This is a genomic window from Streptomyces sp. NPDC019443, from assembly GCF_044389785.1.
Taxonomy (GTDB): domain Bacteria; phylum Actinomycetota; class Actinomycetes; order Streptomycetales; family Streptomycetaceae; genus Streptomyces.
In genome coordinates this window covers 637,279-659,589 of record NZ_JBIRYJ010000004.1, presented here as the reverse complement: position 1 = coordinate 659,589, position 22,311 = coordinate 637,279, and the positions used below count along the sequence as shown (strand labels likewise).

Here is a 22,311-nt window from a genome sequence, read left to right as displayed (position 1 = left end):
CGGCACGTGCGCCGCGCCAGGCGACAAGGCAAGGGGCCGCAGCAGATGGCTGGACTCGCGTCGGACGGTTTGAACCCCGATCTCAGCCTGCTCCGCGACATCAACGGCCTGGCCAAGGACGCCCCGTCGTGGCTCGACCGCACCATGCAGTTCACCGGCGAGTACGGAATCATGCTCGCGATGGTCCTGGTGGTGCTCTGGTGCTGGTGGAGTGTGCGCCGGCGCGGCACCGCCGAGGACTCGGTCGTGGCGGTCGCCGGACTGATCTGGGCGCCGCTGGCCGCCGGGATCGCGCTGCTGGTCAACATTCCGATCCGCGGCTTCGTGGAGCGACCGCGGCCGTTCGTGGACCACCGGGGCATCGAGGTCCTGGTGGCCGGCAAGACCGACTACTCCTTCGTCAGCGACCACGCCACGATGGCGATGGCACTCGCGGCCGGACTCTTCGTCGCACACCGGAAATTCGGCTTCGCCGCGATCGGCCTGGCGCTGGCGGAGGGCTTCTGCCGGGTCTACATGGGCGTGCACTACCCCTCCGACGTGGTCGGCGGCTTCGCGCTCGGCACGGCGGTGGCCCTGCTGCTCGCGCCCCTCGCGCTGGCGCTCCTTACGCCGCTGGTGTCGGCGGCCGCCGGATCGGACCGGACCGGCAGGCTCGTACGGTCGAGGCGGGTGCCCGCTGCCGGTTCGGCGGACCGGCACGAGACGCTCGACATTCCGGAGCCGAGTACCGAGGGGTCAGGGGCCGGGGAGAACGATCTCGCGGCCTGACGCCACCGGCACGCCCGGGGCCGCACGGGCCGTAGGGCCGCCCGGCTGCATGGCTGCACGAGCTGCCGCGCCCCGCACAGCCGCGTCGGCCGCGCGAACCGAACGTCCTACAGCGCCTGCGGGAAGTTGAAGAGCCTGTTCGGGTCGTACTGCTTCTTCAGCCGGGCGAGGCGGTCCGCGGCCGGCCCGTAGTAGGCCTGGCGCCAGTTGGTCAGCGTGGGATCGACGTAGTTCTGGTAGGCGGCCCCGGACGCGTAGCGGCGCATCGACGCATGGGTGTTTTTCAGCCACGCCTGCTGGGCGGAGCCCGGGGTGCCGGGACGCCACGCTCCGATGTACTGGGCGAGCACCCTGGACCGCCGGTGCACGAACGACGTCGCCAGCGGGTCAACCCGGTTGATCGCCCCGCCGAGCGCGGTCAGCGCGATGGAGCCGCCGCCCCCGCCCTGGCCGGGCGTGATCCGGGTGAACGCCTCGGTCGCGGCGATCAGCGTGCGCAGCCCGGCCGGTGAGAGCTCGCGGTCGAAGAAGTCGGAGGCCGCCGCGTACGTCTCACGCTGGAGCGCGCCCTGTTTCGTACGGCCCGGAGTGGTGCCGGGCAGATGGCACTGGGCCTGGCTGAGAGTGGAGCAGCCCGCGTAGCCGAGCATCGCGTCCTGGTAACTGCGGCGGCGCACCGAGACCGAGCGGGCGGGCGAGCCGACCCGGTCGGCGAGGCGGTCGAGTGCGTTGCGCAGGTCGCTCTCGCTGCCGAGTGAGAACGCGGCGACCGAGAGCGTGGGCGTGCGGCCGCCGGGACCGGCCGCGAGATGCGCCGACGACCAGATCTCGTCCGGCTGGGCAGGTCCCCACTTCTGCCAGGCGGCGAGGACGGCCGCGGCCTTCGACCAGGGCCAGGTGAGATAGGCGGTGACGGACGGCGGCGTGGGATGCGTACGGAAACGGAGCCGGGTCACCACGCCGAAGTTGCCGTTGCCCGCGCCGCGCAGCGCCCAGAACAGCTCCTTGTTCTCCTTCGCGCTCGTGGTCAGCACCTTGCCGTCGGCCGTGACGATGGTCGCGGAGGTGAGGCTGTCGCAGGTCAGACCGTACGCACGGGAGGTGACGCCGTGCCCGCCGCCGAGGGTGAGCCCGGACACGCCGACCGAGGGGCAGGAGCCCCCGGGGATGGTGCGGCTGCTGCGGGCGAGGGCGGTGTACACGTCGATCAGCTTGGCGCCCGCGCCCATGGAGCCGTCGGGAGCGACGCGGTTCAGGGCGGACACGTCAATGACAAGGCGGCCGTTGCCGGACGACCAACCGGCATAGGAATGTCCGCCGTTGCGGATGGATACGGGCGTGCGGTGGGCCCTGGCGTAGGCGAGGCACTCCTTGACGTCGTCCTCGCCCGCGACGTACGCGACGGCCGCGGGCTTCAGCGAGTCGAACCGGGTGTTGTAGAGCTGCCGCGCGGTCGGGTAAGCGGCGTCCCCGGGGCGTACGAGCTTCCCGTCGAGCCCGCGCGCGAGCGCGTTCCAGTCGGGCGCGGCGGCAGCGGAGGTGGTCGCCGGTCTCCCTTGCGAGGCGCTGCGGGCGGGGGCGGTCGTGGTGGCCGCGGTCGCTCCGTCGCCGCGGTTGCCTGTGCAGGCAGCGGCGGTCAGAGCAACAGCGGTGGTGAGCAGCGCGCGCCGGTCCATGGGGCCTCCTGGAGGACGAGACGGCTGTGCGGGGTTGGGGGTTCCGGGCGCGGGTGGTTTTTCGGTGTCCGTGATGCGGCCGAGGATGCGGGGCCCGGTGCGGCCGAGGGCGTGATGCGCCGGGGGATGCGTCAGCGCCCCTCCGTGAGGGCCGATGTGTGCAACCCGGCGTCCGTCCGCGCCCGTTCACGGGAGCGGCGAGCCGGGCCGGCCCAGCCGCAGGAGCACCGGGCGACGGCGAACGAGCCGCGCTCGGTGGTGGAGGTGTGGTGCGGGGCCGGGGCATCGCCGGGTGGGGCTTGCTGAGGCACTTCTCCACAGTACTGGGGCCGGGCGGAATTACGAGGCGCGGCAAGGAGAGGCCATGGGCAGCGGCGTGACGAGGGGACCGGGCCGTCGTTATGCGGGGCGGGTGGGCGTCTCGTACAAGCAGCGGTCCCGTGTTGGGGGTTGGCAGGCGATGGTGGTGCAGCAGCACAGGCGCAAGGGCAGGGCTTTCGCCGTCGCGGCCGCCGTACTGGGGGCGGTGGCGACCAGCGGCTGCTCCGGCGGCGGGGGCGCCGTCGCCGACGACCGGCAGGGCGGCGGGCAGGCCGGTCGGGCGCGGGCCGACGAGACGTGGGTCGACGAGGTGCGCAAGGCCGCGGATGTGCTCGCCGGGGCAAGGAGTGCCAAGGCCCGTACGTCCATGGAGACGGCCACCGGCGGGACCCGGGTGACCATCCGGGGCGAGGGCGGGTACGACTTCGTGCGGCGGATGGGGCAGCTCACCGTCGTGCTGCCCAAGGGACCTGCTGGTGCGGACGAACACCGTCCGGTCACCGAGCTGCTGGCGCCCGGCGCGCTGTACATGAAGAACCGCGGTGCGGGCGTGCCCGCGGACAAATGGGTACGAGTCGACACAACCACCCTCGAGGACGGGAACCTGGTCACCGGCGGCGCCACCGATCCGCTCGCCGCCGCCGAACTGCTGCGCAGCGCGCGGGAAGTGACGTACGTCGGCGAGGAGAAGCTCGCGGGGGCGAAGGTGCGGCACTACCGCGGCATCACGGACATCGCCCAGGCCGCACGGATCGCCGAACCGCATGCACGCGCCTCGCTGGCCGCCGCGGCGAAAGGGTTCGCCATGGACACCGTGCCGTTCGACGCGTATCTCGACGACGAGGGCCGGCTGCGCAAGGTGCGCCACCGCTTCAGCTTCACCAATGAGACCGGCACGGTCGCCGTCACTTCGACCACTCTGCTGTACGACTTCGGGGCGCCGGTCGCCGTGCGTCTGCCCGACCAACGGGACATTTACGCAGGGAAGATCAGGGCCTAAATGGTCCGGACGTGCCATGCGCAGTGCGTGCATCACTCCCTACGCTAGGAAGTCGATACCGGCAGGAAGAGGTGAATGCACGTGGCTCCTCCCAGTACGACGACCGTCCAGGACCACGTGGCCCTCGCCGAGATCGAGCTGTGTGGCGAGTTGATCATCGCGGCGTCGGCCGCGGACGAGGAGCGGCTCAGCCCGGACCGTATCGACGAGGTGCTGAAGGTGGCAGCGGAACGGTCTGCGCTCTCCCGGCCGGAATGACCCGGCCGGAATGACTGCGCAGGAATGACTGCGCAGGAATGACTGGGCGCCTCAAGTACGAAGAAGGCGTGCGATCGCCTTCGTCGCCTCCTCGACCTTCGCGTCGATCTCCTCGCCGCCCTTGACTGCCGCATCTGCCACGCAGTGCCGCAGATGCTCCTCGAGCAGCTGGAGCGCGAAGGACTGCAGCGCTTTGGTGGACGCGGAGACCTGCGTGAGTATGTCGATGCAGTACACGTCCTCGTCGACCATCCGCTGCAGCCCGCGGATCTGGCCCTCGATCCGGCGCAGCCGCTTGAGGTGCTCGTCCTTCTGCTTGTGGTAGCCGTGCACGCCGTGGTCGTGGTCCGTGACCGGGGGGCCGGCCGCCTCGGTGGTCGTCATCGCGTCCTCCCGCTGTCCACAGGGGTGTGGATACCCCTCGTGGGTATATCGTAACGAATCGTGCCGGATCGGGACCGGGGGCCCGTGCTGATCACGCTGCTCGATGGGCGACACTGAGGAACGCCGGTTAGCCGTGGCCGGATGATGCGCCTAGCATCAGCCTGACCAAATCCAGAGCACCCCGAGGACCCCACGTGCGCTTTCGTCTGACCCCCAGGGAGACGAGCTTCTATGACATGTTTGCCGCATCCGCGGACAACATCGTCACGGGCTCCAAGCTCCTGATGGAACTGCTCGGAGCGGACGCCTCCGGCCGGGCTGAGATCGCGGAGCGGATGCGGGCAGCGGAGCATGCGGGAGACGACGCCACGCATGCGATCTTCCACCAGCTGAACTCCTCTTTCATCACACCGTTCGACCGCGAGGACATCTACAAACTCGCTTCGTCGCTCGACGACATCATGGACTTCATGGAGGAGGCCGTCGACCTGGTCGTGCTGTACCAGGTCGAGGAGCTGCCCAAGGGTGTGGAGCAGCAGATCGAGGTTCTGGCGCGGGCGGCCGAGCTGACGGCGGAGGCCATGCCGCATCTGCGGACCATGGACAACCTCACCGAGTACTGGATCGAGGTCAACCGCCTCGAGAACCAGGCCGACCAGATTCACCGCAAGCTCCTTGCGACGCTCTTCAACGGTAAGTACGACGCCATCGAGGTGCTCAAGCTCAAGCAGATCGTGGATGTGCTGGAAGAGGCCGCGGACGCCTTCGAGCATGTTGCGAACACCGTGGAGACCATCGCGGTCAAGGAGTCCTGAGCTTCGTGGACACCTTTGCGCTGATCGTGACCATTGGTGTCGCGCTCGGATTCACGTACACCAACGGCTTTCACGACTCCGCGAACGCGATCGCGACCTCGGTCTCCACACGTGCGCTGACGCCGCGCGCGGCGCTGGCGATGGCCGCGGTGATGAACCTCGCCGGTGCCTTTCTGGGGCAGGGCGTCGCCAAGACCGTCAGCGAGGGGCTCATCGAGACGCCCCAGGGCTCGCGGGGCATGGGCATCCTCTTCGCGGCACTGGTCGGCGCGATCGTATGGAACCTGGTCACGTGGTACTTCGGACTGCCGTCGTCCTCGTCCCACGCGCTGTTCGGCGGCATGGTGGGCGCCGCGCTGGCGGGCGGGACCGAGGTCATCTGGACCGGTGTGCTCGAGAAGATCGTCATCCCGATGTTCGTCTCGCCGGTCGTCGGTCTGATCTGCGGCTATCTGGTGATGGTCGCGATCATGTGGATGTTCCGGAGGTCCAATCCGGCCAAGGCCAAGCGCGGCTTCCGCATAGCGCAGACCGTCTCGGCGGCTGCCATGGCGCTCGGCCACGGGCTGCAGGACGCGCAGAAGACGATGGGCATCGTGGTGATGGCGCTGGTCATCGCCGATGTGGAGAACCAGGGCGACGCGATTCCGGTCTGGGTCAAGATCGCTTGCGCGATGATGCTCTCGCTCGGTACGTACGCGGGTGGCTGGCGCATCATGCGGACGCTCGGGCGCAAGATCATCGAACTGGATCCGCCACAGGGGTTCGCGGCGGAGACGACGGGGGCCTCGATCATGTTCGGCTCGGCGTTCCTGTTCCATGCGCCGATCTCGACGACGCATGTGATCACCTCGGCGATCATGGGTGTGGGGGCGACGAAGCGGGTGAACGCGGTCCGCTGGGGGGTCGCCAAGAACATCGTCATGGGGTGGTTCATCACAATGCCGGCGGCCGCGACTGTCGCCGCGCTGAGCTATGGCGTGGTCTACCTGGTCTTCGGCTGACGCCTGCGACAGCCCCAGGTCAGCCCGACCTGCGGTAGGGCCAGTCCCCCGGCGAAACCCACCACCGGCAGCAAGCGTCAACGCCCCCTGGCCACACGGTCACCACGGACTCGGGTAAGTGAAATGAGCGGGCCCGCCCCCTGGGAGAGGGGGCGGGCCCTTCGCCTTGCGGTGGCACCGCCATGCAGCACCGCAGGACGTCTATGGGTTCCGGCCTAGCCGAAGCGGCCGGAGATGTAGTCCTCGGTCGCCTGCACCGACGGGTTCGCGAAGATCCGCTCCGTCTCGTCGACCTCGATCAGCTTGCCGGGCTGGCCGACCGCGGACAGGTTGAAGAACGCCGTACGGTCCGAGACGCGCGCCGCCTGCTGCATGTTGTGCGTCACGATGACGATCGTGAAGCGCTCCTTCAGCTCACCGATCAGGTCCTCGATCGCAAGGGTCGAGATCGGGTCCAGCGCCGAGCACGGCTCGTCCATCAGCAGCACATCCGGCTCGACCGCGATCGCGCGGGCGATGCACAGACGCTGCTGCTGGCCGCCGGAGAGGCCGGAGCCGGGCTTGTTCAGCCGGTCCTTGACCTCATTCCAGAGGTTCGCGCCCTTGAGGGACTTCTCGACGACCTCTGCCAACTGGTTCTTCCTGTACGAGCCGTTCAGCCGCAGGCCCGCCGCGACATTGTCGAAGATCGACATCGTCGGAAAGGGGTTCGGCCGCTGGAAGACCATGCCGACCGTACGGCGTACGGCGACGGGGTCCACGGCGGAGGCGTACAGGTTCTCGTCGTCCAGCAGCACCTTGCCCTCGACGCGGCCACCGGGGGTGACCTCGTGCATCCGGTTCAGGGTGCGCAGGAACGTGGACTTGCCGCAGCCGGACGGGCCGATGAAGGCCGTCACGGAGCGGGGCTCCACGGTCATGGAGATGTCCTCGATCGCCTTGTGGGAGCCGTAGAAGGCGCTGAGGCCGCTGACGTCGATGCGCTTGGCCATGTGAATCACTTCGCTTTCAGAAGGCCGCGGTCAGCGACCGGTCTTCGGGGCCTTCCAGCGGGCGATGCCGCGGGCCACCAGGTTGAGGATCATGACGAAGGCGATCAGCACCAGGGCGGCGGCCCAGGCGCGGTCGACCGCTGCGTCGGTGCCGACGGCGTACTGCTCGTACACATACAGCGGCAGCGAGGACTGGGCGCCTTCGAAGGGGTTGTTGTTGATCAGCTTCGTACCGAAGACGAGCAGCAGCACGGGGGCCGTTTCGCCGGTGATACGGGCAACCGCGAGCATGACGCCCGTCGTGATGCCGCCGATCGCGGTGGGCAGGACCACCTTGAGGATCGTGCGCCACTTGGGGATGCCCAGGGCGAGGGAGGCCTCGCGCAGCTCGTTCGGGACGAGCTTGAGCATCTCCTCGGTGGAGCGGACGACCACCGGCATCATCAGGATGGCGAGCGCCATCGAGCCGGCGAACCCGGAGGGCCCGAAGCCCAGCATCAGGTTCCAGGTGGCCAGGATGAACAGGCCCGCGACGATCGACGGAATGCCCGTCATGACGTCGACGAAGAAGGTGACGGCCCTCGCGAGCTTGCCGCGGCCGTACTCGACCAGGTAGATCGCGGTCAGCATGCCGATGGGGGCGGCGATGACGGTCGCGATGAGGACCTGCTCGATGGTGCCGAGCAGCGCGTGGTAGATACCGCCGCCGACATCGGCGTCGAGTACGCCGCCCATCGAGTGACTCAGGAAGTACCCGTCGAGGACCTTGACGCCCTTGCTGATCGTGACCCAGGCCAGCGAAAGCAGCGGGATCACGGCGAGGACGAAGCAGACCCAGACGACGCTGGTGGCGAACCGGTCCTTGGCCTGGCGGCTGCCCTCGACCTTGGTGGTGATCAGGTAGCTGGAGAGCACGAAGATGAGCGCGGCCAGCAGGCCCCACTGGATCCTGCTGTGCCAGCCGGCGACGAGGCCGAGAGCGCAGCCTGCGGCGATGGACGCGGCCGCGATGGCGGCCGGAGCCCAGCGGGGGAGGCGGGCGTGGGACAGGGCGGCGGGGCGCAGGGGCGCAACCGGCCGCTTGTCCTGGACGACGTTGCTCATGCGTTGGCCCCCGAGTACTCCTTGCGGCGCGCGATGATCCACCGTGCCGCGCCGTTGACCAGCAGCGTGATGAAGAAGAGCACCAGACCGGAGGCGATCAGCGCGTCCCGGCCGAACTCATTGGCCTCGTTGAACTTCGCCGCGATGTTCTGGGCGAAGGTGCCACCACCCGGGTCGAGCAGATGGCCGGAGATGATGAAGCTCGGGGAGAGCACCACGGCCACGGCCATCGTCTCGCCGAGCGCACGGCCGAGGCCGAGCATCGAGGCGCTGATGATGCCGGAGCGGCCGAAGGGGAGCACCGACATCCGGATGACCTCCCAGCGCGTGGCGCCGAGGGCCAGAGCGGCCTCTTCGTGCATCTTCGGCACCTGGAGGAAGACCTCACGGGTGACGTTGGTGATGATCGGCAGGATCATGATGGCCAGCAGGATGCCGACGGTGAAGAGGTTGCGGGCGACGCCGTCACTGGCCTTGTCGAAGATGTACGTCCAGGCGAAGTACTCGTTCAGCCACTTGTTGAGACCGTCGAGGTAGGGAACCAGGAAGATGGCGCCCCAGAGGCCGTAGATGATGCTCGGTACGGCGGCGAGCAGGTCGACGACGTAAGAGATCGGAGCGGCCAGCTTGCGCGGCGCGTAGTGCGAGATGAACAGCGCGATGCCGATCGCGATCGGCACGGCGATGAGCATCGCGATGACCGAGCTGACGACCGTGCCGAAGGCCAGTACGGCGATGCCGAAGACTGGCGGGCTGCCGGCCGGGTTCCACTCGGAGGTGGTGAGGAAGTTCGCGTCGTCCTTCGAGATGGCGAGGACGGCTCGGTAGGTGAGGAACCCCGCGATGGCAGCCATGATCACCAGCAGGGTGATCCCGGATCCGCGGGACAGGCCCAGGAAGATCCGGTCGCCGGGGCGGGTGCTGCCCCTGGACGTGCGTATGTCGCCGCGGGCGGGCGGCGGAGTTTCGGTGGGTGTTGTGGTAACCATCGGGACTCTCCGGTCTGCGGAGCCTGTGGGCTCCTGGCGGCGGTGCACCGGATACCGAGGCCGGTCCGAGCCCGTGCTGCGGCACGGACCGGCCTCGGTCGGAATCAGGACAGGGTCGGGACGATCTCGCGGACCTTGGTCGCGATCTCGGCCGGGAGCGGGGCGTAGTCGGCGTCGGCGAGGACCTTCTGGCCCTCCTCGCTGACCGCGTAGTTCAGGAACGCCTTGAGGGTCGGCAGGGTCTCTGCCTTGTTGCCCTTGTCGCAGGCGATCTCGTACGTGACCAGGACGATCGGGTACGCGCCGTCGACCTTGGTCTTGTAGTCGAGCGAGAGGGCGAGGTCGTTGCCGGTGCCCTTGATCTTGGCGGCGCCGATGGCCTTGGAGGCGTTCTCGGTGGTCGCCTCGACCGGGGCCGCGGCACCGGTGTTCAGCTTGACGGTGCTCATCTTGCTGGCGGTCGCGTACGACAGCTCGAAGTAGCCGATCGCGCCCTCGGTGTCCTTGACGGAGCTGGCGACGCTGGAGGAGCCGTTGGCGGCCTGGCCACCCTTGGCCGGCCAGGACTTCGTCTTCGGGTCGTACTTCCAGTCGGCCGGGGCGGCCTCGCTGAGGTACTTACCGAGGTTCTGGGTGGTGCCGGACTCGTCAGAGCGGTGGAAGGCCTGGATCGTGGTGCTGGGCAGCTTGGCGTCCGGGTTCAGCTTCTTGATCGCCGCATCGTCCCACTTGGTGATCTTCGAGTCGAAGATCTTGGCGAGGGTCGGGGCGTCCAGGACCAGGTTGTCCACGCCGGTCAGCTTGTAGCCGATGGCGATCGGGCCGCCGACCATGGGCAGGTTGATGCCCTGGCCGGTCTTGCAGATCTTCTTCGACTCGGTGACCTCTTCGGGCTTGAGCGCCGAGTCGGAACCGGCGAAGGCGACCTGGCCCTGGTTGAACTTGGTGATGCCACCACCGGAGCCGATGGCCTGGTAGTTGATCTCCACGCCGGAGCAGGCGGCCTGGAAGTTCTTCACCCAGAGGTCCATGGCGTTCTTCTGGGCGGTCGAGCCGGCGGAGAGCAGCTGGCCCTTGGCGCCTTCGCACTTGACGTTCGACGCGGCGTCGGTCTTCTCGCCACTGCCGCCGGTGCCGCCCGCGTTGTCGTCCGAACCACACGCCGTGAGGACCAGGGCGCCGGAGATGGCGAGCGCGCCGAGCGCGGTGGCGCGAAGCCCGTTCTTGCGCTGAAGCTTCACTTTCGGGTGTTCCTTCCAAGAGCCGCCGGACGCTGACTGATGTCTGACACGTTCTATGGCGGCGTGTGTCGGGGTGGGGGGACCGGCACTGCACCGGTCACCGTGTAGGGCCGAAATTAGGCAGATGAGGTGAAGCCGCCGACGGGGGAGGATGAACGGAAGGTGAACCGTGTCGGGCAGCTAAGTGCCGGCCGCGCGGGTCGCTTGCCGGCCCCCGCCGACACCTCACGCCGAGTGAAGAGCCTCGAGCAGAGCGTCTACCAGAATGCGGTCCCGGGGCTGGGTGAGGCGGTTACGGGCCTCCGCCGGTGGAAGCCACAGGATGCGGTCCACCTCCTCGCTGGGGGCGAACGAACCCGCCGTCGCTTCAGCCGCCCAGTAGCTGACCTGCTTCGGACGTCCATTTGCAAGGTAGTACGCGGAGGGCAGCCGGGCCCCCGGAACGCACTGGTACCCCGTCTCCTCCAGCACCTCGCGCACCGCGCCGGCGAGGGCGTCCTCGCCGCGCTTCAGCTTGCCCTTCGGGAACGACCAGTCGTCGTACTTGGGCCTGTGTACGAGGCAGATCTCGATGCCCTCGTCGCTGTGCGGGGAACGCCGCCAGAGCACACAGCCCGCGGCCAGTACCGTCTCGTCCCCCATCGTCGGGCCCCCGCTCATGGGGCCGTCACCGCCGTGGCCCTCTGCCACACCTGCTGGAAGGCGAACCGGGCGGCCTCCACCTCGTGCCGCTGGTCGGCGTGGAGCACCCCCAGTGCGTACGCGGTGGCCGGGGCGATGCGCGGAGTGCGGGCAGCGTTTGCGGCGGCAGCGGCGGCCTCGGCCGCGTCGCGGTGACGGTCGAGGACCAGGCCCGCGTGGTGCAGCACCGGGTCCGCCTCCGGGTGCAGCACCTCCTGTGCGTACCGGTGCAGCCGCAGCAGCAGCCGCACCTGGTGCCAGGGGGCGTCCTGCGCCTCCCCGGCCGATGTGGTGGCGAGGCCGTGCACCAGGGCCTCCGCGTTGTACGGGTGTGCGGCCCGGCCCAGCGGCAGCGCGGCCACCGCTTCCAGCAGCCGCCGCTCGGCGAGCTCCACGGGCAGCGCCAGGGCCTCGGCTGCCGGGGCGCCGGCCATCGGGCCGAGCGGCAGTTCGGATGCGAGTACGGCGACGGAGTCGGCGACCGCGTGGAAGCGGGAGGAGCCGAGGGCCTGGAGCGCGGCGGAGTGGGCCCGGGTCCGGGCGAGGGTGAGCTGCCGCTCCAGCAGTGCGCCTGCCCGCGCGGCCCCGACGGTGAGGGAACCGGTGGCGCGCGGAGCGTTGGCGCTGCCGGCCGGGCTGACGGGGCCGTCGGCGGGGCTTCCAAGATCGCCGGAGCCGGGACCGGCCAGCGTGACGGAGACGGAGACGGAGCCTGCCGGTGCGCCGGGAACAGCTGACGGGCCGCGTTCGCCGGGACCGGCCGACGGGCCGCGTTCGCCGGGAGCTCCCGACGCGCCGCGTTCGCCGGGAGCGGCAGCCCGGTCGCTCGGGCTTGGCATGCGCGATTCCCCCCTCGCCGGCGGCAGCGGACTCGCCCCCGACAGCCGTGCCAGCGCGTCGAGCAGCCGCCCGAGCCGTGAGGTGCAGGCATGTTCCTGGGCCAGTGTCGCGGAGAGCCAGGCCAGTTCGGTGCGCAGATCGTCCGCCCAGGCGGGGTCGAGCAGCGGCCGGAAGGTGTGCAGTGTCCCGCTGATACGGCGGGACACCTGACGCAGCGCGGCGGCGGCCTCCGCCACGCCCGCCGTGTCCGCGCCGCTCTCGCTGTGCAGTCGCAGACTGCGCAGGAAGCCACCTGCCTGCGCATGGAGGTACCGGGCCAGCGCCTCGCCGGCCGTGACCGCGGTGGGGGGACCGGCCGGGACGGCGGGGGCGTCAGGCCGGGAGAGATCAGGACTGTGCACGCCGGCGCCTCCGGGCGTCTATGAGCATCTCCTGTAGATTCCGCAGCGGCTGGCCTTCCGCGTCCGTCGCATGCCGGTTCCAGGCGCCGTCCGGGCCGAGGTGCCAGGAGGACGTGGTGTCGGACGTGCCGGTCTCCAGGAGACGGGTCAGAGCCGCGCGGTGGGCCGGATCGGTGACCCGGACCAGAGCCTCGATACGGCGGTCGAGGTTGCGGTGCATCATGTCGGCGCTGCCGAACCACACTTCGGGCTCGCCGCCGTTGCCGAAGGCGAAGATCCGGGAGTGCTCCAGGAAGCGGCCGAGGATCGAGCGCACCCGGATGTTCTCGGAGAGGCCGGCGACTCCGGGGCGTATCGCGCAGATGCCGCGCACCCAGATGTCCACCGGCACACCCGCCATGGCCGCCCGGTAGCAGGCGTCGATGACCGCCTCGTCCACCATCGAGTTGACCTTGATGCGGACGTAGGCGGGCCGGCCGGCGCGGTGGTGCGCGGCTTCCTTGTTGATTCGTGAAATCAGGCCGTCGCGCAGGGACTTGGGGGCGACCAGGAGCCGGCGGTAGGTCTCGCGGCGGGAGTATCCCGACAGCCGGTTGAACAGGTCCGAGAGGTCGGCGCCGACTTGCGGGTCGGCAGTCAGCAGCCCCAGGTCCTCGTACAGCCTGGCCGTCTTCGGGTGGTAGTTGCCGGTCCCGACGTGGGAATAGCGGCGCAGCGTCTCGCCCTCCTGGCGGACCACCAGCGACAACTTGCAGTGCGTCTTCAGTCCGACGAGCCCGTAGACGACATGGCAGCCGGACTCCTCCAGCTTCCGCGCCCACTTGATGTTGGCCTGTTCGTCGAAGCGGGCCTTGATCTCTACGAGTACGAGGACCTGCTTGCCCGACTCGGCGGCGTCGATCAGCGCGTCCACTATCGGGGATTCGCCGCTGGTGCGGTACAGCGTCTGCTTGATGGTCAGCACGTCCGGGTCGGCCGCGGCCTGCTCCAGGAAGGCCTGGACGGACGTCGAGAACGAGTCGTACGGATGGTGCAGCAGTACGTCCCGTTCGCGCAGCGCCATGAAGATGTCGGGCGCGGATGCCGACTCGACCTCGGAGAGGTCCCGGTGGGTGCCGGCGACGAACTTCGGGTACTTCAGTTCGGGGCGGTCCAGCGCCGCGATCCCGAAGAGGCCGGTCAGGTCCAGCGGCCCGGGCAGCGGGAAGAGCTCGGCGTCGGACATCTTCAGCTCGCGGACCAGCAGGTCCAGGACGTACGGGTCGATGGACTCCTCGACCTCGAGCCGCACGGGCGGGCCGAAGCGGCGCCGCATGAGCTCCTTCTCCAGGGCCTGCAGAAGGTTCTCGGCGTCGTCCTCCTCGACCTCCAGGTCCTCGTTCCTGGTCACCCGGAACATGTGGTGAGCGAGCACCTCCATGCCGGGGAAGAGCTCTTCGAGGTGCGCGGCGATGACGTCCTCGAGGGGGACGTACCGCTGCGGCGAGGCCTCCAGGAAGCGGGACAGCAGCGGCGGGACCTTGACGCGGGCGAAGTGGCGGTGGCCGCTGACCGGGTTCCGTACCACCACGGCGAGGTTCAGCGAGAGGCCCGAGATGTACGGGAAGGGGTGTGCGGGGTCCACGGCCAGCGGGGTCAGGACGGGGAAGATCTGCTGCCGGAAGAGAGTGAACAGGCGCGCCTGCTCCTTCTCGGTGAGGTCCGGCCAGCGGATGAGGTGGATGCCCTCTTCGGCGAGCGCCGGGGCGACGTCCTGCTGGTAGCAGGCGGCGTGCCGGGCCATGAGCTCGCGGGAGCGGTTCCAGATCAGGTCCAGCACTTCGCGGGGCTGGAGGCCGGACGCGGACCGGGTGGCGACACCGGTCGCGATGCGGCGCTTCAGGCCGGCGACGCGGACCATGAAGAACTCGTCCAGGTTGGACGCGAAGATTGCCAGGAAGTTGGCCCGTTCGAGGAGCGGGGTGGCCGGGTCCTCGGCGAGCTCCAGGACGCGCTCGTTGAACGCGAGCCAGCTGCGCTCGCGGTCGAGGAACCGCCCCTGGGGCAATTCGGCGCCGTCGCCCTCGTGATCTTCCTCGTACGAGTCGAGGTCGGCGTCGAGATCGGGTTCCAGGTCGGAGACCGTGGCGGCGACGGTGTGCGGCCGGTGCGCTGCTATGGAACCGACGGAAGGCTGGGGGTGCTGGACCGGTACCTCGGCGGGCTGCTGGCTCATGAACCCATTGTTCCGCGTCGAGGGCATGACGGGCGCGTCGGAGAGGGCCGGGATGAGGGGGATCTTCCCGTTCGGGGAGGCGGGTCCAGCGGGCTGCATTGAGTGAGGGTCGCAAGAGCGTCTGAATGCCCGGTAACGACGACATGACATGAGGGAAAGCGTGGTGGGACCCCCCGGGGTCGGTCGCGGGGGGTCCTGTACGGTGTATGGGGCTCTGTGCGGCCCTGCGCGGGCCCTGTGCGGCCCTGCAGCGGGCCGTGCCCGGACAGTGTGCGCGTGTGCAGCAGCCAGAATGGGGCGGCGGTGGCGGCGTCGGCAAGAGCCGGTGCGATGCCGGTCCCGATGCGTTACCGAGCAGTGGCCGCCCGGGGGCGGTCCGTCAGGACTCGGTGCGGTACATCAGGTCCACCTCGTGCGTGACGAAGCCGAGGCCTTCGTACACCCGCAGTGCCGCCGTATTGTCCGCGTCGACGTAGAGCATCGCAGTCGGCACCCCTAGCGCGGCGAGATACCGCAGCCCGATCGCGGTCAGCGCCTTGCCGAGGCCGCCGCCCTGCGCGTCGGGCCGGATGCCGATGACGTACACCTCGCCGAGGTGCTCCGCGGCGTGCACCTTCGTCCAGTGGAAGCCGATGAGCTCCCCGCCCCGCTCGGCCAGGAAGAAGCCCTTGGGGTCGAACCACGGCTCGGCCTTGCGGTCGTCGAGGTCCCGTTGCGTGACGGAGCCCTGCTCGGGGTGGTGCGCGAAGGCGGCGGCGTTCACGGCGAGCCAGGCCGCGTCGTCCTGCCCGGGCACGAAGCTGCGTACGGTGACGCCCGCCGGGAACACCGGCTCGGGAATGTCCAGCGGGCTCAACGGCCGCCGCAGCTGGCGCAGTTCACGGAAGAGGGTGAGCCCGAGCACCTGAGCCAGATGCCGCGCGGCGGACTTCCCGCCGTGCGCCCATACCCGCAGCCGCTTCCCGGACGCCCCCAGCAACGCACTGCCGAGCGCCCGGCCGTGGCCGCGCCCGCGATGCGCGGGGTGCACGACGAGCTCGGCGGCCGGAGCCTCGATGGGGTCGGTGTCCTCCAGCTGCGCGTACCCGATCAGCTCGCCGCCGACGGTGAGCAGGAGATGCCGTACGCCCTCCCGCTTCCCGCCGCGCAGCTGCAGCCGCCCCTGCTCGGAGACGGCCTGCATCCCGTCCGCGCGGGCGGCCTCGCCGAGCATGCCGAGCACGGCCTGAGCCTGCTCGGGGCTGAGCTCGTCAACGGTCTCGATCTGCCGGCCGGGCTCCGGAATCACAGCATCAATGCTCATGGGACGAGGGTACGGCTGGACAGTACATTGTCGGCGATACGGGACGGGCCCTGCGTACGGGTGATACGCGAGGAACCACCCGATGACGAACAAAGGCAACCAGGTCGTAACCCCTACCCCCTGTCGCGCTACGCGCGTTGACTCTAGGCTGCCGCTCGCAACCCTCACGCCACGCTGAACTGACAAGGGGACAGATGTCAGCGACACCGAACAAACACCGTGCGGCCCGCCGGAGCCGTCGGGTTCTCGCCGCGGCCGCCGGACTGGCCACCGTCGGCGCGCTCTTCGCCGCGATGCCGGCCGGTGCCGCCGTCGACGAGGGGAGCAGCGGTGACCGTCACCACAAGCCGCGCACCGTCGACGTGCAGCTGCTGTCCTTCAACGACCTGCACGGAAACCTGGAGCCGCCCGCCGGCTCGGCCGGTCAGGTCACCCACACCCGCGCGGACGGCACCACCGAGAAGATCAATGCGGGCGGCGTCGAGTACCTCGCCACGCACCTGCGCCAGGCCCGTGAGGGCAACAAGTACTCGGTGACCGCCGCGGCCGGCGACATGATCGGCGCATCGCCGCTGCTCTCCGGGCTCTTCCACGACGAGCCGACCATCGAGGCGCTGAACGGGCTGAAGCTCGATGTCTCCTCCGTCGGTAACCACGAGTTCGACGAGGGCGCCAAGGAACTGGCCCGGATGCAGAACGGCGGCTGTCACCCCACCGCCGGCTGCTTCGAGCAGGGCAGGAAGTTCACGGGCGCGGACTTCCCGTACCTCGCCGCGAATGTGGCGGACGACAGGACCGGCAGGCCGCTGCTCGATCCGTACTTCATCTGGAAGAAGGACGGGGTCAAGATCGGCTTCATCGGGGTGACCCTGGAGGGCACGCCGAACATCGTCAGCGCCGAGGGCGTCAAGGGCCTCACGTTCGCCGACGAGGTCGAGACGATCAACAAGTACACCAAGGTGCTGGAGCGCAAGGGCGTCAAATCGATCGTCGCCCTGATCCACGAGGGCGGGGCGCCGGCTTCCTCCTCGTACAACTACAACTGCGACAGCCCGGGCCCCGGCGACGGTGTCTCCGGCCCGATCGTCGACATCGCCAAGAAGATCAGCCCGCAGGTCGACGCCCTGGTCACCGGCCACACCCACCAGGCGTACGCGTGCACCGTCCCGGACCCGTCCGGCCGGCCGCGTACGGTCACATCGGCGGCCTCGTTCGGCAAGCTGTACACGGACACGACGCTCACCTACGACCGTCGCACCAAGGACATCGTCCGTACGTCCGTCGCCTCCGCGAACCACGTGGTCACCCGCGACGTGCCGAAGGCTGCGGACATGACCTCGCTGATCGCGCGCTGGAACACGCTGGCCGCGCCGGTCGCGAGCCGGCCCGTCGGCTATATCTCCGCCGACATCGAGAACCCCTTCGACGCGCCCGAGAAGCCGCTCGGCAATCTGATCGCGGACGCGCAACTGGAGGGTCTCGCCCCGGCGGACAAGGGCGGGGCGCAGCTCGCGCTGATGAACCCGGGCGGAATCCGCGCGGGCCTCGTCCACAAGGCGTCCGGCAGTGAGGGCGACGGTGTCGTGACCTACGGCGAGGCGTTCACCGTGCAGCCGTTCACCAACATGATGACCGTCGTCGACCTGACCGGCGCTCAGTTGATCACTGCACTCCAGCAGCAGGTCAGTGGCGCGAACCAGGCTTCCCCGAAGATCCTCCAGGTGTCGGACGGCTTCACCTACACCCTGGATCTGACGAAGACCGGAGCCGACCGGATCGTGGCCGGCTCGGTCAAGCTGAAGGGCGAGGCGATCGACCCGGCGAAGACCTACCGGGTCGCGATGAATGAGTTCCTGGCGGGCGGCGGCGATGGCTTCGCCGTCCTGAAGGAGCACAAGAACAAGCTGGTCGGCGCGTCCGACCTGGACATCCTCAACGCCTATCTGGCCGCGCACTCCAGCGCGAGCGCGCCGCTCGCGCCGCCGGTCACCGGCCGGATCACGGTCGTGAAGTAGCGCTACTCGGCGGGACGGTGGGGCGGCGGGCCACGGGGCTGCCGCCCCACCGGCGTTCACGACAAGAGGCTTGATTCGGCCGTTGGTTACTGGCCAGTCCTGGCCCTGGTGCTTCTTGACGTGACCCCGCCATAATCCCGGACCATGGACCGACGGAGCTTTCTCGCGGGCGCGGCAGCCGTCTCCGCAACCGCCCTCATCGGCGCACCCCCCGCCTTCGCCGCATCCCGCCGCACCCTGTCCGCGCAGGACTGGATGGCGGGCTCCGCGGACAGCACCGCCCTCGCGCGGCTGACGATCCCCGGCACTCACGACTCGGGCGCGCGCTTCGGCGGGCTCTGGACCGAGTGCCAGAACACCACCATCGGCGACCAGTTGAACAGCGGCATCCGCTTCCTGGATGTCCGCTGCCGGGTCACCGGGGACTCCTTCGCCATCCACCACGGGGCCTCCTACCAGAACCTGATGTTCGGCGATGTGCTCATCGCCTGTCGGGACTTCCTCAGCGCCCACCCGTCCGAGACGGTCCTCATGCGCGTCAAGCAGGAGTACTCGGAGGAGAGCGACGCGACCTTCCGCCGCGTATTCGACACCTACCTCGACGGCAAGGGCTGGCGTCCGCTGTTCCGCATCGGCGACGGGCTGCCGTCGCTGGGCGAGGCCCGCGGCAAGGTCGTCCTCATCGCCGACAACGGCGGACTGCCCGGCGTCAAATGGTGGGACAGCGCGGTGTTCGACATCCAGGACGACTGGAACGCCGCGCCTGACGCCAAGTACCCCAAGATCGAGGCACAGTTCCGCAAGGCGGCCCAGCAGCCCGGAAAGCTGTTCATCAACTTCGTCAGCACCTCCGCGTACCTGCCGCCGCGCTGGAACTCCGACAACCTCAACCCGAGGGTCCACTCCTTCATCAACGGCTCAGAGGCGAGCGGCTGGAAGGGCCTCGGCATTGTGCCGATGGACTACCCCAACACCCGCTCGGGACTCGTCGATTCGCTCCTGCGGCACAACTAGGCGGCGTCAGGGCCAGGCGGTGGCGTCGCCGCGCCCGGCAGCCGGATCACCGCGCGCGTACCGCCGCCGGCAGCGGGCTCGATCGAAACCTCGCCGCCCGACTGCTGGACCGTACGGGCCACGATCGACAGCCCAAGACCCGAGCCGGGCAGACTCCGCGCCGTCGGCGAGCGCCAGAACCTCTCGAAGACGTAAGGGAGTTCATCGGCGGGGATGCCGGGACCGTGGTCCCGTACCGTCAGCTCGCCGCCCTTGAGAGCCACCTCGACCGTCCCGCCCAGCGGCGAGAACTTCACCGCGTTGTCCAGGACGTTGACCAGCGCCCGCTCCAGCGCGGCCGGCTCCGCCCGTACGTACCAGGGCGCCAGGTCCGCCGCGAAGGTCAGCTCGGGCCCGCGCAGCCGGGCCCGCTCCAGCGCGGCCTCGGCGATCTCGTGCAGGGCGACCACCTTCAGTGGCCCCCGGTCCACCGCGTCGGGCCGCGACAGCTCCTGCAAGTCGCCGATGAGGGCGGCCAGTTCGGTCATCTGCGCCTTGACCGAGGCCATCAGCGCCGTACGGTCCGCGGGCGGGATCGCCCGGCCCGTCTCCTCGCTGCGGGCCAGCAGCTCGATATTCGTACGCAGCGAGGTCAGCGGCGTGCGCAGCTCGTGCCCGGCGTCCACGATCAGCTGGGCCTGCCGGTCCCGGGAGGAGGCGAGCGCGGCGGTCATCGAGTTGAAGGAGCGGGACAGCCGGGCGATCTCGTCCTCGCCCTCGACCGGGATGCGTACGGTCAGGTCCTCGGTGCGGGCGACATGCTCGACGGCCCCAGTGAGCCGGTCGACCGGTTTGAGCCCGGCCCGCGCGACCCACAGCCCGGCCGCGCCCGCGCCCAGGACGCCGACGCCGGACACGATGAGCAGCAGGAGCGCCAGATCGTTGAGGGTGCCCTCGGTCTCCTTGAGCGGGTACGCGATCACCACCGCGGTGTCCGTCACGACTCCGCTCGCCGGGCCCTGGACGACGACCGCGGCGGTGAGTACGCGGACGTCCTTCCCGTCGGTGTCCTGGCCGTTGCGGAATGTCCAGACGGTCGGGTCCGCGTTCCGCGCCACCTTCTGGTCACTGCTGCCGACCTGGATGGTGCCGGCTGAGCCGGCGGCGACGCACGGTTTGTCGCTGTCGGCCTGGACGAGCTGGAGGTAGAAGACGGGCTTGGGGCCGTAGCCGGTCCGGGCAGCCGGGGTCTGGGAACAGTTGCGCAGTGCGGCGGCGATTTCCTCGCCCTGCAAGGGCGCGCTCGCGGCTTTCAGCTTGGAGTCGATCTCGTCGTACAGCTTGCCGCGCACGACGAACCAGCAGGTGGTGGAGACGGCCGCGACCGCGACCGCCACCGCGACCGCCACCAGCAGCGCCAGCCGCGACCGCAGGGGCAGCGCACGGAACCGTCTCATCACTCCGGGCCGCCCGACCGCAGCGCGTACCCCACGCCGCGCACCGTGTGGACCAGGCGCGGCTCACCGGCCGCCTCCGTCTTGCGTCGCAGATACATCACATACACATCCAGCGAATTCGAACTGGGCTCGAAGTCGAAGCCCCAGACCGCCTTGAGGATCTGCTCCCGGGTCAGCACCTGGCGCGGATGCGCGAGGAACATCTCCAGCAGCGTGAACTCCGTACGGGTCAGCTCCACCCGGCGCGTGCCGCGGTGGACCTCGCGCGTCGCCAGGTCCATCCGCAGATCGGCGAAGGCCAGCACGTCGTCGTCGGGAGCCGCGCCCGCGGTCGTCGCGTACGAGCTGCGCCGCAGCAGCGCGCGGATCCGGGCTAACAGCTCGTCCAGCTCGAACGGCTTGACCAGATAGTCGTCCGCGCCCGCGTCCAGCCCGGTCACCCGGTCACCGACCGTGTCCCGCGCGGTCAGCATCAGGATCGGAGTGGTCGACCCGGCGGCGCGCAGCCGGCGGGCGGCGGTCAGGCCGTCCATCCGGGGCATCTGGATGTCGAGCACGATCAGATCGGGGGCGTACGCCTCCGCCCGGGCGAGGGCGTCCACGCCGTCGACGGCGACCTCGGTCCCGTACCCCTCGAAGGCGAGAGAGCGCTGGAGCGCCTCACGGACGGCAGGCTCGTCGTCGACGATGAGGATGCGGTCGCCTTCACGGGGGGTAGTCATGGCATCAGCCTCGCACGGGGTCAGCTGTTGCCGCCGGAGCGCAGGTCGTCGAGGTCGGCCTTGACGGTGTCGATGGGGATGGCGAAGCCGAGGCCGACGCTGCCGGCGGTGGAGCCGGTGGCCGAACTGGGCGAGTACATCGCGGAGTTGATGCCGATGATCTCGCCGTTCATGTTGATGAGCGCGCCGCCGGAGTTGCCGGGGTTGAGCGAGGCGTCGGTCTGGATGGCCTTGTAGGTGGTCTTGGAGTCGCCGGTGTCGCCGTTGAACTGCTGCCCGCCGAATTCGAAGGGCCAGCCGCCGCCCTGCTGTTGCTGCCGGCCCTGGTCCTGGTCCTGGTCCTTCGCGACGGTCACATCGCGGTTGAGCGCGGAGACGATCCCGCTGGTGACGGTACCGGTCAGGCCCTCGGGCGAGCCGATCGCGACGACCTCGTCGCCGACCTTGACCTTGCTGGAGTCGCCGAGGGAAGCCGCCTTGAGGCCGCTCGCGCCCTCCAGCTTGATGAGGGCGAGATCCTTGTCGGGGTCGGTGCCGACGACCTTGGCGGTGTACGTCTTGCCGTCGCTGAGCCTCACCTTGACGGTGTCGGCGCCGGAGACGACGTGGTTGTTGGTGATGACCTCACCGTCGGCGGTGATGATCACGCCGGAGCCGGTGGACTGCCCGGCGGAGGAGGTCGCGCTGATCTCCACGATGCTCGGCGAGACGGCCTGGGCGACGCCGGAGACGGTGCCGGTGCTGCTCCGCGACACATTGGTGCCGGTCACGCCGGTGCCGCTGCTCTTGTCGCCGCCGACGAACTGCCCGACGAGCGCGGAGGCCCCGCCGCCGATGACCGCGGCGGCGACGGCGACGATGAGCGCGACGGGCCGCTTGGCCTTGGCGCGGTGCGGTGGGGGTGGGGGCGGGGGGTAGGCGCCGGTGTTGTACGGCTGCGGCTCCGGCTGCGGGTAGCGGTAGTAGTCCGTCATGGGGATGACTCTGGGTGCCGTACATGAGAGCAGTCTGAGGCGGCGCTGAGAAGCCGGGCAGAACGGTGCGTGCCCGAGGTCAGGGGGCACGGGGCGTGGCGGCTGGGGGGCTTTGCCGCACTCGGGGGCGTGTGGCGTCCCCTTGGCGGAGGGGG

General features: G+C 69.7%; 20 protein-coding genes. 7 read left to right on the top strand and 13 right to left on the bottom strand.

Features of this window, described 5'->3' with window-relative positions; genetic code table 11:
- Positions 1–45: 45 nt before the first annotated feature.
- Entirely contained in the window at positions 46–771 is a 726-nt protein-coding gene (locus ACH492_RS17275) for a phosphatase PAP2 family protein (RefSeq protein WP_398987287.1), read from the top strand.
- A 107-nt stretch (positions 772–878) separates the two neighbouring features.
- Here the strand turns inward: ACH492_RS17275 and ACH492_RS17270 are convergent, their stop codons facing one another.
- A complete protein-coding gene (locus ACH492_RS17270) occupies positions 879–2,447 on the bottom strand; it encodes an FAD-binding oxidoreductase (protein WP_398987285.1) in 1,569 nt (522 codons plus the stop codon).
- Positions 2,448–2,907: 460 nt separating this feature from the next.
- On the opposite strand from ACH492_RS17270, the gene ACH492_RS17265 reads away from it, so the two are divergent.
- Positions 2,908–3,768 carry a hypothetical protein gene (locus ACH492_RS17265; protein WP_398987381.1) on the top strand — a complete coding sequence of 287 codons (861 nt, stop codon included), beginning with the start codon at positions 2,908–2,910 and terminating at the stop codon, positions 3,766–3,768.
- 75 nt (positions 3,769–3,843) lie between these two features.
- Positions 3,844–4,026: a hypothetical protein gene (locus ACH492_RS17260; RefSeq protein ID WP_307662563.1), complete on the top strand. Its 183-nt coding sequence runs from the start codon at positions 3,844–3,846 to the stop codon at positions 4,024–4,026.
- Between the two features lie 51 nt (positions 4,027–4,077).
- On the opposite strand, the gene ACH492_RS17255 is transcribed toward ACH492_RS17260, so the two are convergent.
- A complete protein-coding gene (locus tag ACH492_RS17255) occupies positions 4,078–4,410 on the bottom strand; it encodes a metal-sensitive transcriptional regulator (RefSeq protein WP_251017580.1) in 333 nt (110 codons plus the stop codon).
- A gap of 194 nt (positions 4,411–4,604) precedes the next feature.
- Here ACH492_RS17255 and ACH492_RS17250 point away from each other — a divergent pair, with 194 nt between their 5' ends.
- On the top strand, positions 4,605–5,225 hold the full coding sequence (locus ACH492_RS17250; protein ID WP_307662564.1) for a DUF47 domain-containing protein: 621 nt from the start codon (positions 4,605–4,607) through the stop codon (positions 5,223–5,225).
- Between the two features lie 5 nt (positions 5,226–5,230).
- Positions 5,231–6,229, top strand: coding sequence for an anion permease (locus ACH492_RS17245; RefSeq protein ID WP_398987282.1), 999 nt, complete (start codon positions 5,231–5,233; stop codon positions 6,227–6,229).
- Between the two features lie 215 nt (positions 6,230–6,444).
- Here ACH492_RS17245 and pstB read toward each other — a convergent pair whose 3' ends face one another.
- The 8 genes from pstB to mshD form a co-directional block, all read right to left on the bottom strand.
- Positions 6,445–7,221 (bottom strand): phosphate ABC transporter ATP-binding protein PstB, encoded by a 777-nt coding sequence (pstB, locus tag ACH492_RS17240; protein WP_398987280.1) that lies wholly within the window; start codon positions 7,219–7,221, stop codon positions 6,445–6,447.
- 30 nt (positions 7,222–7,251) lie between these two features.
- Entirely contained in the window at positions 7,252–8,325 is a 1,074-nt protein-coding gene (gene pstA / locus ACH492_RS17235) for a phosphate ABC transporter permease PstA (protein ID WP_398987278.1), read from the bottom strand.
- On the bottom strand, positions 8,322–9,314 hold the full coding sequence (pstC, locus tag ACH492_RS17230; RefSeq protein ID WP_398987276.1) for a phosphate ABC transporter permease subunit PstC: 993 nt from the start codon (positions 9,312–9,314) through the stop codon (positions 8,322–8,324). The genes pstA and pstC overlap by 4 nt, the downstream gene beginning before the upstream one ends.
- Positions 9,315–9,418: 104 nt before the next feature.
- The gene (gene pstS / locus ACH492_RS17225; protein ID WP_398987274.1) at positions 9,419–10,555 is read right to left on the bottom strand and encodes a phosphate ABC transporter substrate-binding protein PstS; all 1,137 of its coding nucleotides are present in this window, start codon (positions 10,553–10,555) and stop codon (positions 9,419–9,421) included.
- A 225-nt stretch (positions 10,556–10,780) separates the two neighbouring features.
- Positions 10,781–11,215 (bottom strand): NUDIX hydrolase, encoded by a 435-nt coding sequence (locus ACH492_RS17220; RefSeq protein WP_398987272.1) that lies wholly within the window; start codon positions 11,213–11,215, stop codon positions 10,781–10,783.
- Positions 11,212–12,477 (bottom strand): CHAD domain-containing protein, encoded by a 1,266-nt coding sequence (locus ACH492_RS17215; RefSeq protein WP_398987270.1) that lies wholly within the window; start codon positions 12,475–12,477, stop codon positions 11,212–11,214. Before ACH492_RS17215 ends, ACH492_RS17220 begins: the two co-directional genes overlap by 4 nt.
- Positions 12,464–14,692 (bottom strand): RNA degradosome polyphosphate kinase, encoded by a 2,229-nt coding sequence (locus tag ACH492_RS17210; RefSeq protein WP_398987268.1) that lies wholly within the window; start codon positions 14,690–14,692, stop codon positions 12,464–12,466. The genes ACH492_RS17215 and ACH492_RS17210 overlap by 14 nt, the downstream gene beginning before the upstream one ends.
- A 379-nt stretch (positions 14,693–15,071) precedes the next feature.
- A complete protein-coding gene (gene mshD, locus ACH492_RS17205; protein WP_398987266.1) occupies positions 15,072–15,995 on the bottom strand; it encodes a mycothiol synthase in 924 nt (307 codons plus the stop codon).
- Between the two features lie 194 nt (positions 15,996–16,189).
- Here mshD and ACH492_RS17200 point away from each other — a divergent pair, with 194 nt between their 5' ends.
- Entirely contained in the window at positions 16,190–18,010 is a 1,821-nt protein-coding gene (locus ACH492_RS17200) for a bifunctional metallophosphatase/5'-nucleotidase (protein ID WP_398987264.1), read from the top strand.
- 144 nt (positions 18,011–18,154) lie between these two features.
- The gene (locus ACH492_RS17195) at positions 18,155–19,024 is read left to right on the top strand and encodes a phosphatidylinositol-specific phospholipase C (RefSeq protein ID WP_398987262.1); all 870 of its coding nucleotides are present in this window, start codon (positions 18,155–18,157) and stop codon (positions 19,022–19,024) included.
- On the opposite strand, the gene ACH492_RS17190 is transcribed toward ACH492_RS17195, so the two are convergent.
- Genes ACH492_RS17190 through ACH492_RS17180 form a run of 3 tightly spaced genes read right to left on the bottom strand, consistent with a single transcriptional unit; the run spans position 19,021 to position 22,156 of the window.
- Positions 19,021–20,460: a sensor histidine kinase gene (locus ACH492_RS17190; RefSeq protein WP_398987260.1), complete on the bottom strand. Its 1,440-nt coding sequence runs from the start codon at positions 20,458–20,460 to the stop codon at positions 19,021–19,023. The genes ACH492_RS17195 and ACH492_RS17190 overlap by 4 nt on opposite strands.
- On the bottom strand, positions 20,460–21,182 hold the full coding sequence (locus ACH492_RS17185; protein ID WP_398987258.1) for a response regulator transcription factor: 723 nt from the start codon (positions 21,180–21,182) through the stop codon (positions 20,460–20,462). The genes ACH492_RS17190 and ACH492_RS17185 overlap by 1 nt, the downstream gene beginning before the upstream one ends.
- Before the next feature lie 20 nt (positions 21,183–21,202).
- Entirely contained in the window at positions 21,203–22,156 is a 954-nt protein-coding gene (locus tag ACH492_RS17180) for a S1C family serine protease (RefSeq protein WP_398987256.1), read from the bottom strand.
- Between the last annotated feature and the right edge of the window lie 155 nt (positions 22,157–22,311).

Coding starts and splice junctions, on each gene's coding strand:
- ACH492_RS17185 (WP_398987258.1), bottom strand. CDS start 21,182: ATGACTACCCCCCGTGAAGGCGACCGCATCCTCATCGTCGACGACGAG.
- mshD (WP_398987266.1), bottom strand. CDS start 15,995: ATGAGCATTGATGCTGTGATTCCGGAGCCCGGCCGGCAGATCGAGACC.
- ACH492_RS17270 (WP_398987285.1), bottom strand. CDS start 2,447: ATGGACCGGCGCGCGCTGCTCACCACCGCTGTTGCTCTGACCGCCGCT.
- ACH492_RS17255 (WP_251017580.1), bottom strand. CDS start 4,410: ATGACGACCACCGAGGCGGCCGGCCCCCCGGTCACGGACCACGACCAC.
- ACH492_RS17260 (WP_307662563.1), top strand. CDS start 3,844: ATGCACGTGGCTCCTCCCAGTACGACGACCGTCCAGGACCACGTGGCC.
- ACH492_RS17190 (WP_398987260.1), bottom strand. CDS start 20,460: ATGAGACGGTTCCGTGCGCTGCCCCTGCGGTCGCGGCTGGCGCTGCTG.
- ACH492_RS17200 (WP_398987264.1), top strand. CDS start 16,190: ATGTCAGCGACACCGAACAAACACCGTGCGGCCCGCCGGAGCCGTCGG.
- pstC (WP_398987276.1), bottom strand. CDS start 9,314: ATGGTTACCACAACACCCACCGAAACTCCGCCGCCCGCCCGCGGCGAC.
- ACH492_RS17265 (WP_398987381.1), top strand. CDS start 2,908: ATGGTGGTGCAGCAGCACAGGCGCAAGGGCAGGGCTTTCGCCGTCGCG.
- pstB (WP_398987280.1), bottom strand. CDS start 7,221: ATGGCCAAGCGCATCGACGTCAGCGGCCTCAGCGCCTTCTACGGCTCC.
- ACH492_RS17275 (WP_398987287.1), top strand. CDS start 46: ATGGCTGGACTCGCGTCGGACGGTTTGAACCCCGATCTCAGCCTGCTC.
- ACH492_RS17180 (WP_398987256.1), bottom strand. CDS start 22,156: ATGACGGACTACTACCGCTACCCGCAGCCGGAGCCGCAGCCGTACAAC.
- ACH492_RS17195 (WP_398987262.1), top strand. CDS start 18,155: ATGGACCGACGGAGCTTTCTCGCGGGCGCGGCAGCCGTCTCCGCAACC.
- ACH492_RS17210 (WP_398987268.1), bottom strand. CDS start 14,692: ATGAGCCAGCAGCCCGCCGAGGTACCGGTCCAGCACCCCCAGCCTTCC.
- pstA (WP_398987278.1), bottom strand. CDS start 8,325: ATGAGCAACGTCGTCCAGGACAAGCGGCCGGTTGCGCCCCTGCGCCCC.
- ACH492_RS17220 (WP_398987272.1), bottom strand. CDS start 11,215: ATGAGCGGGGGCCCGACGATGGGGGACGAGACGGTACTGGCCGCGGGC.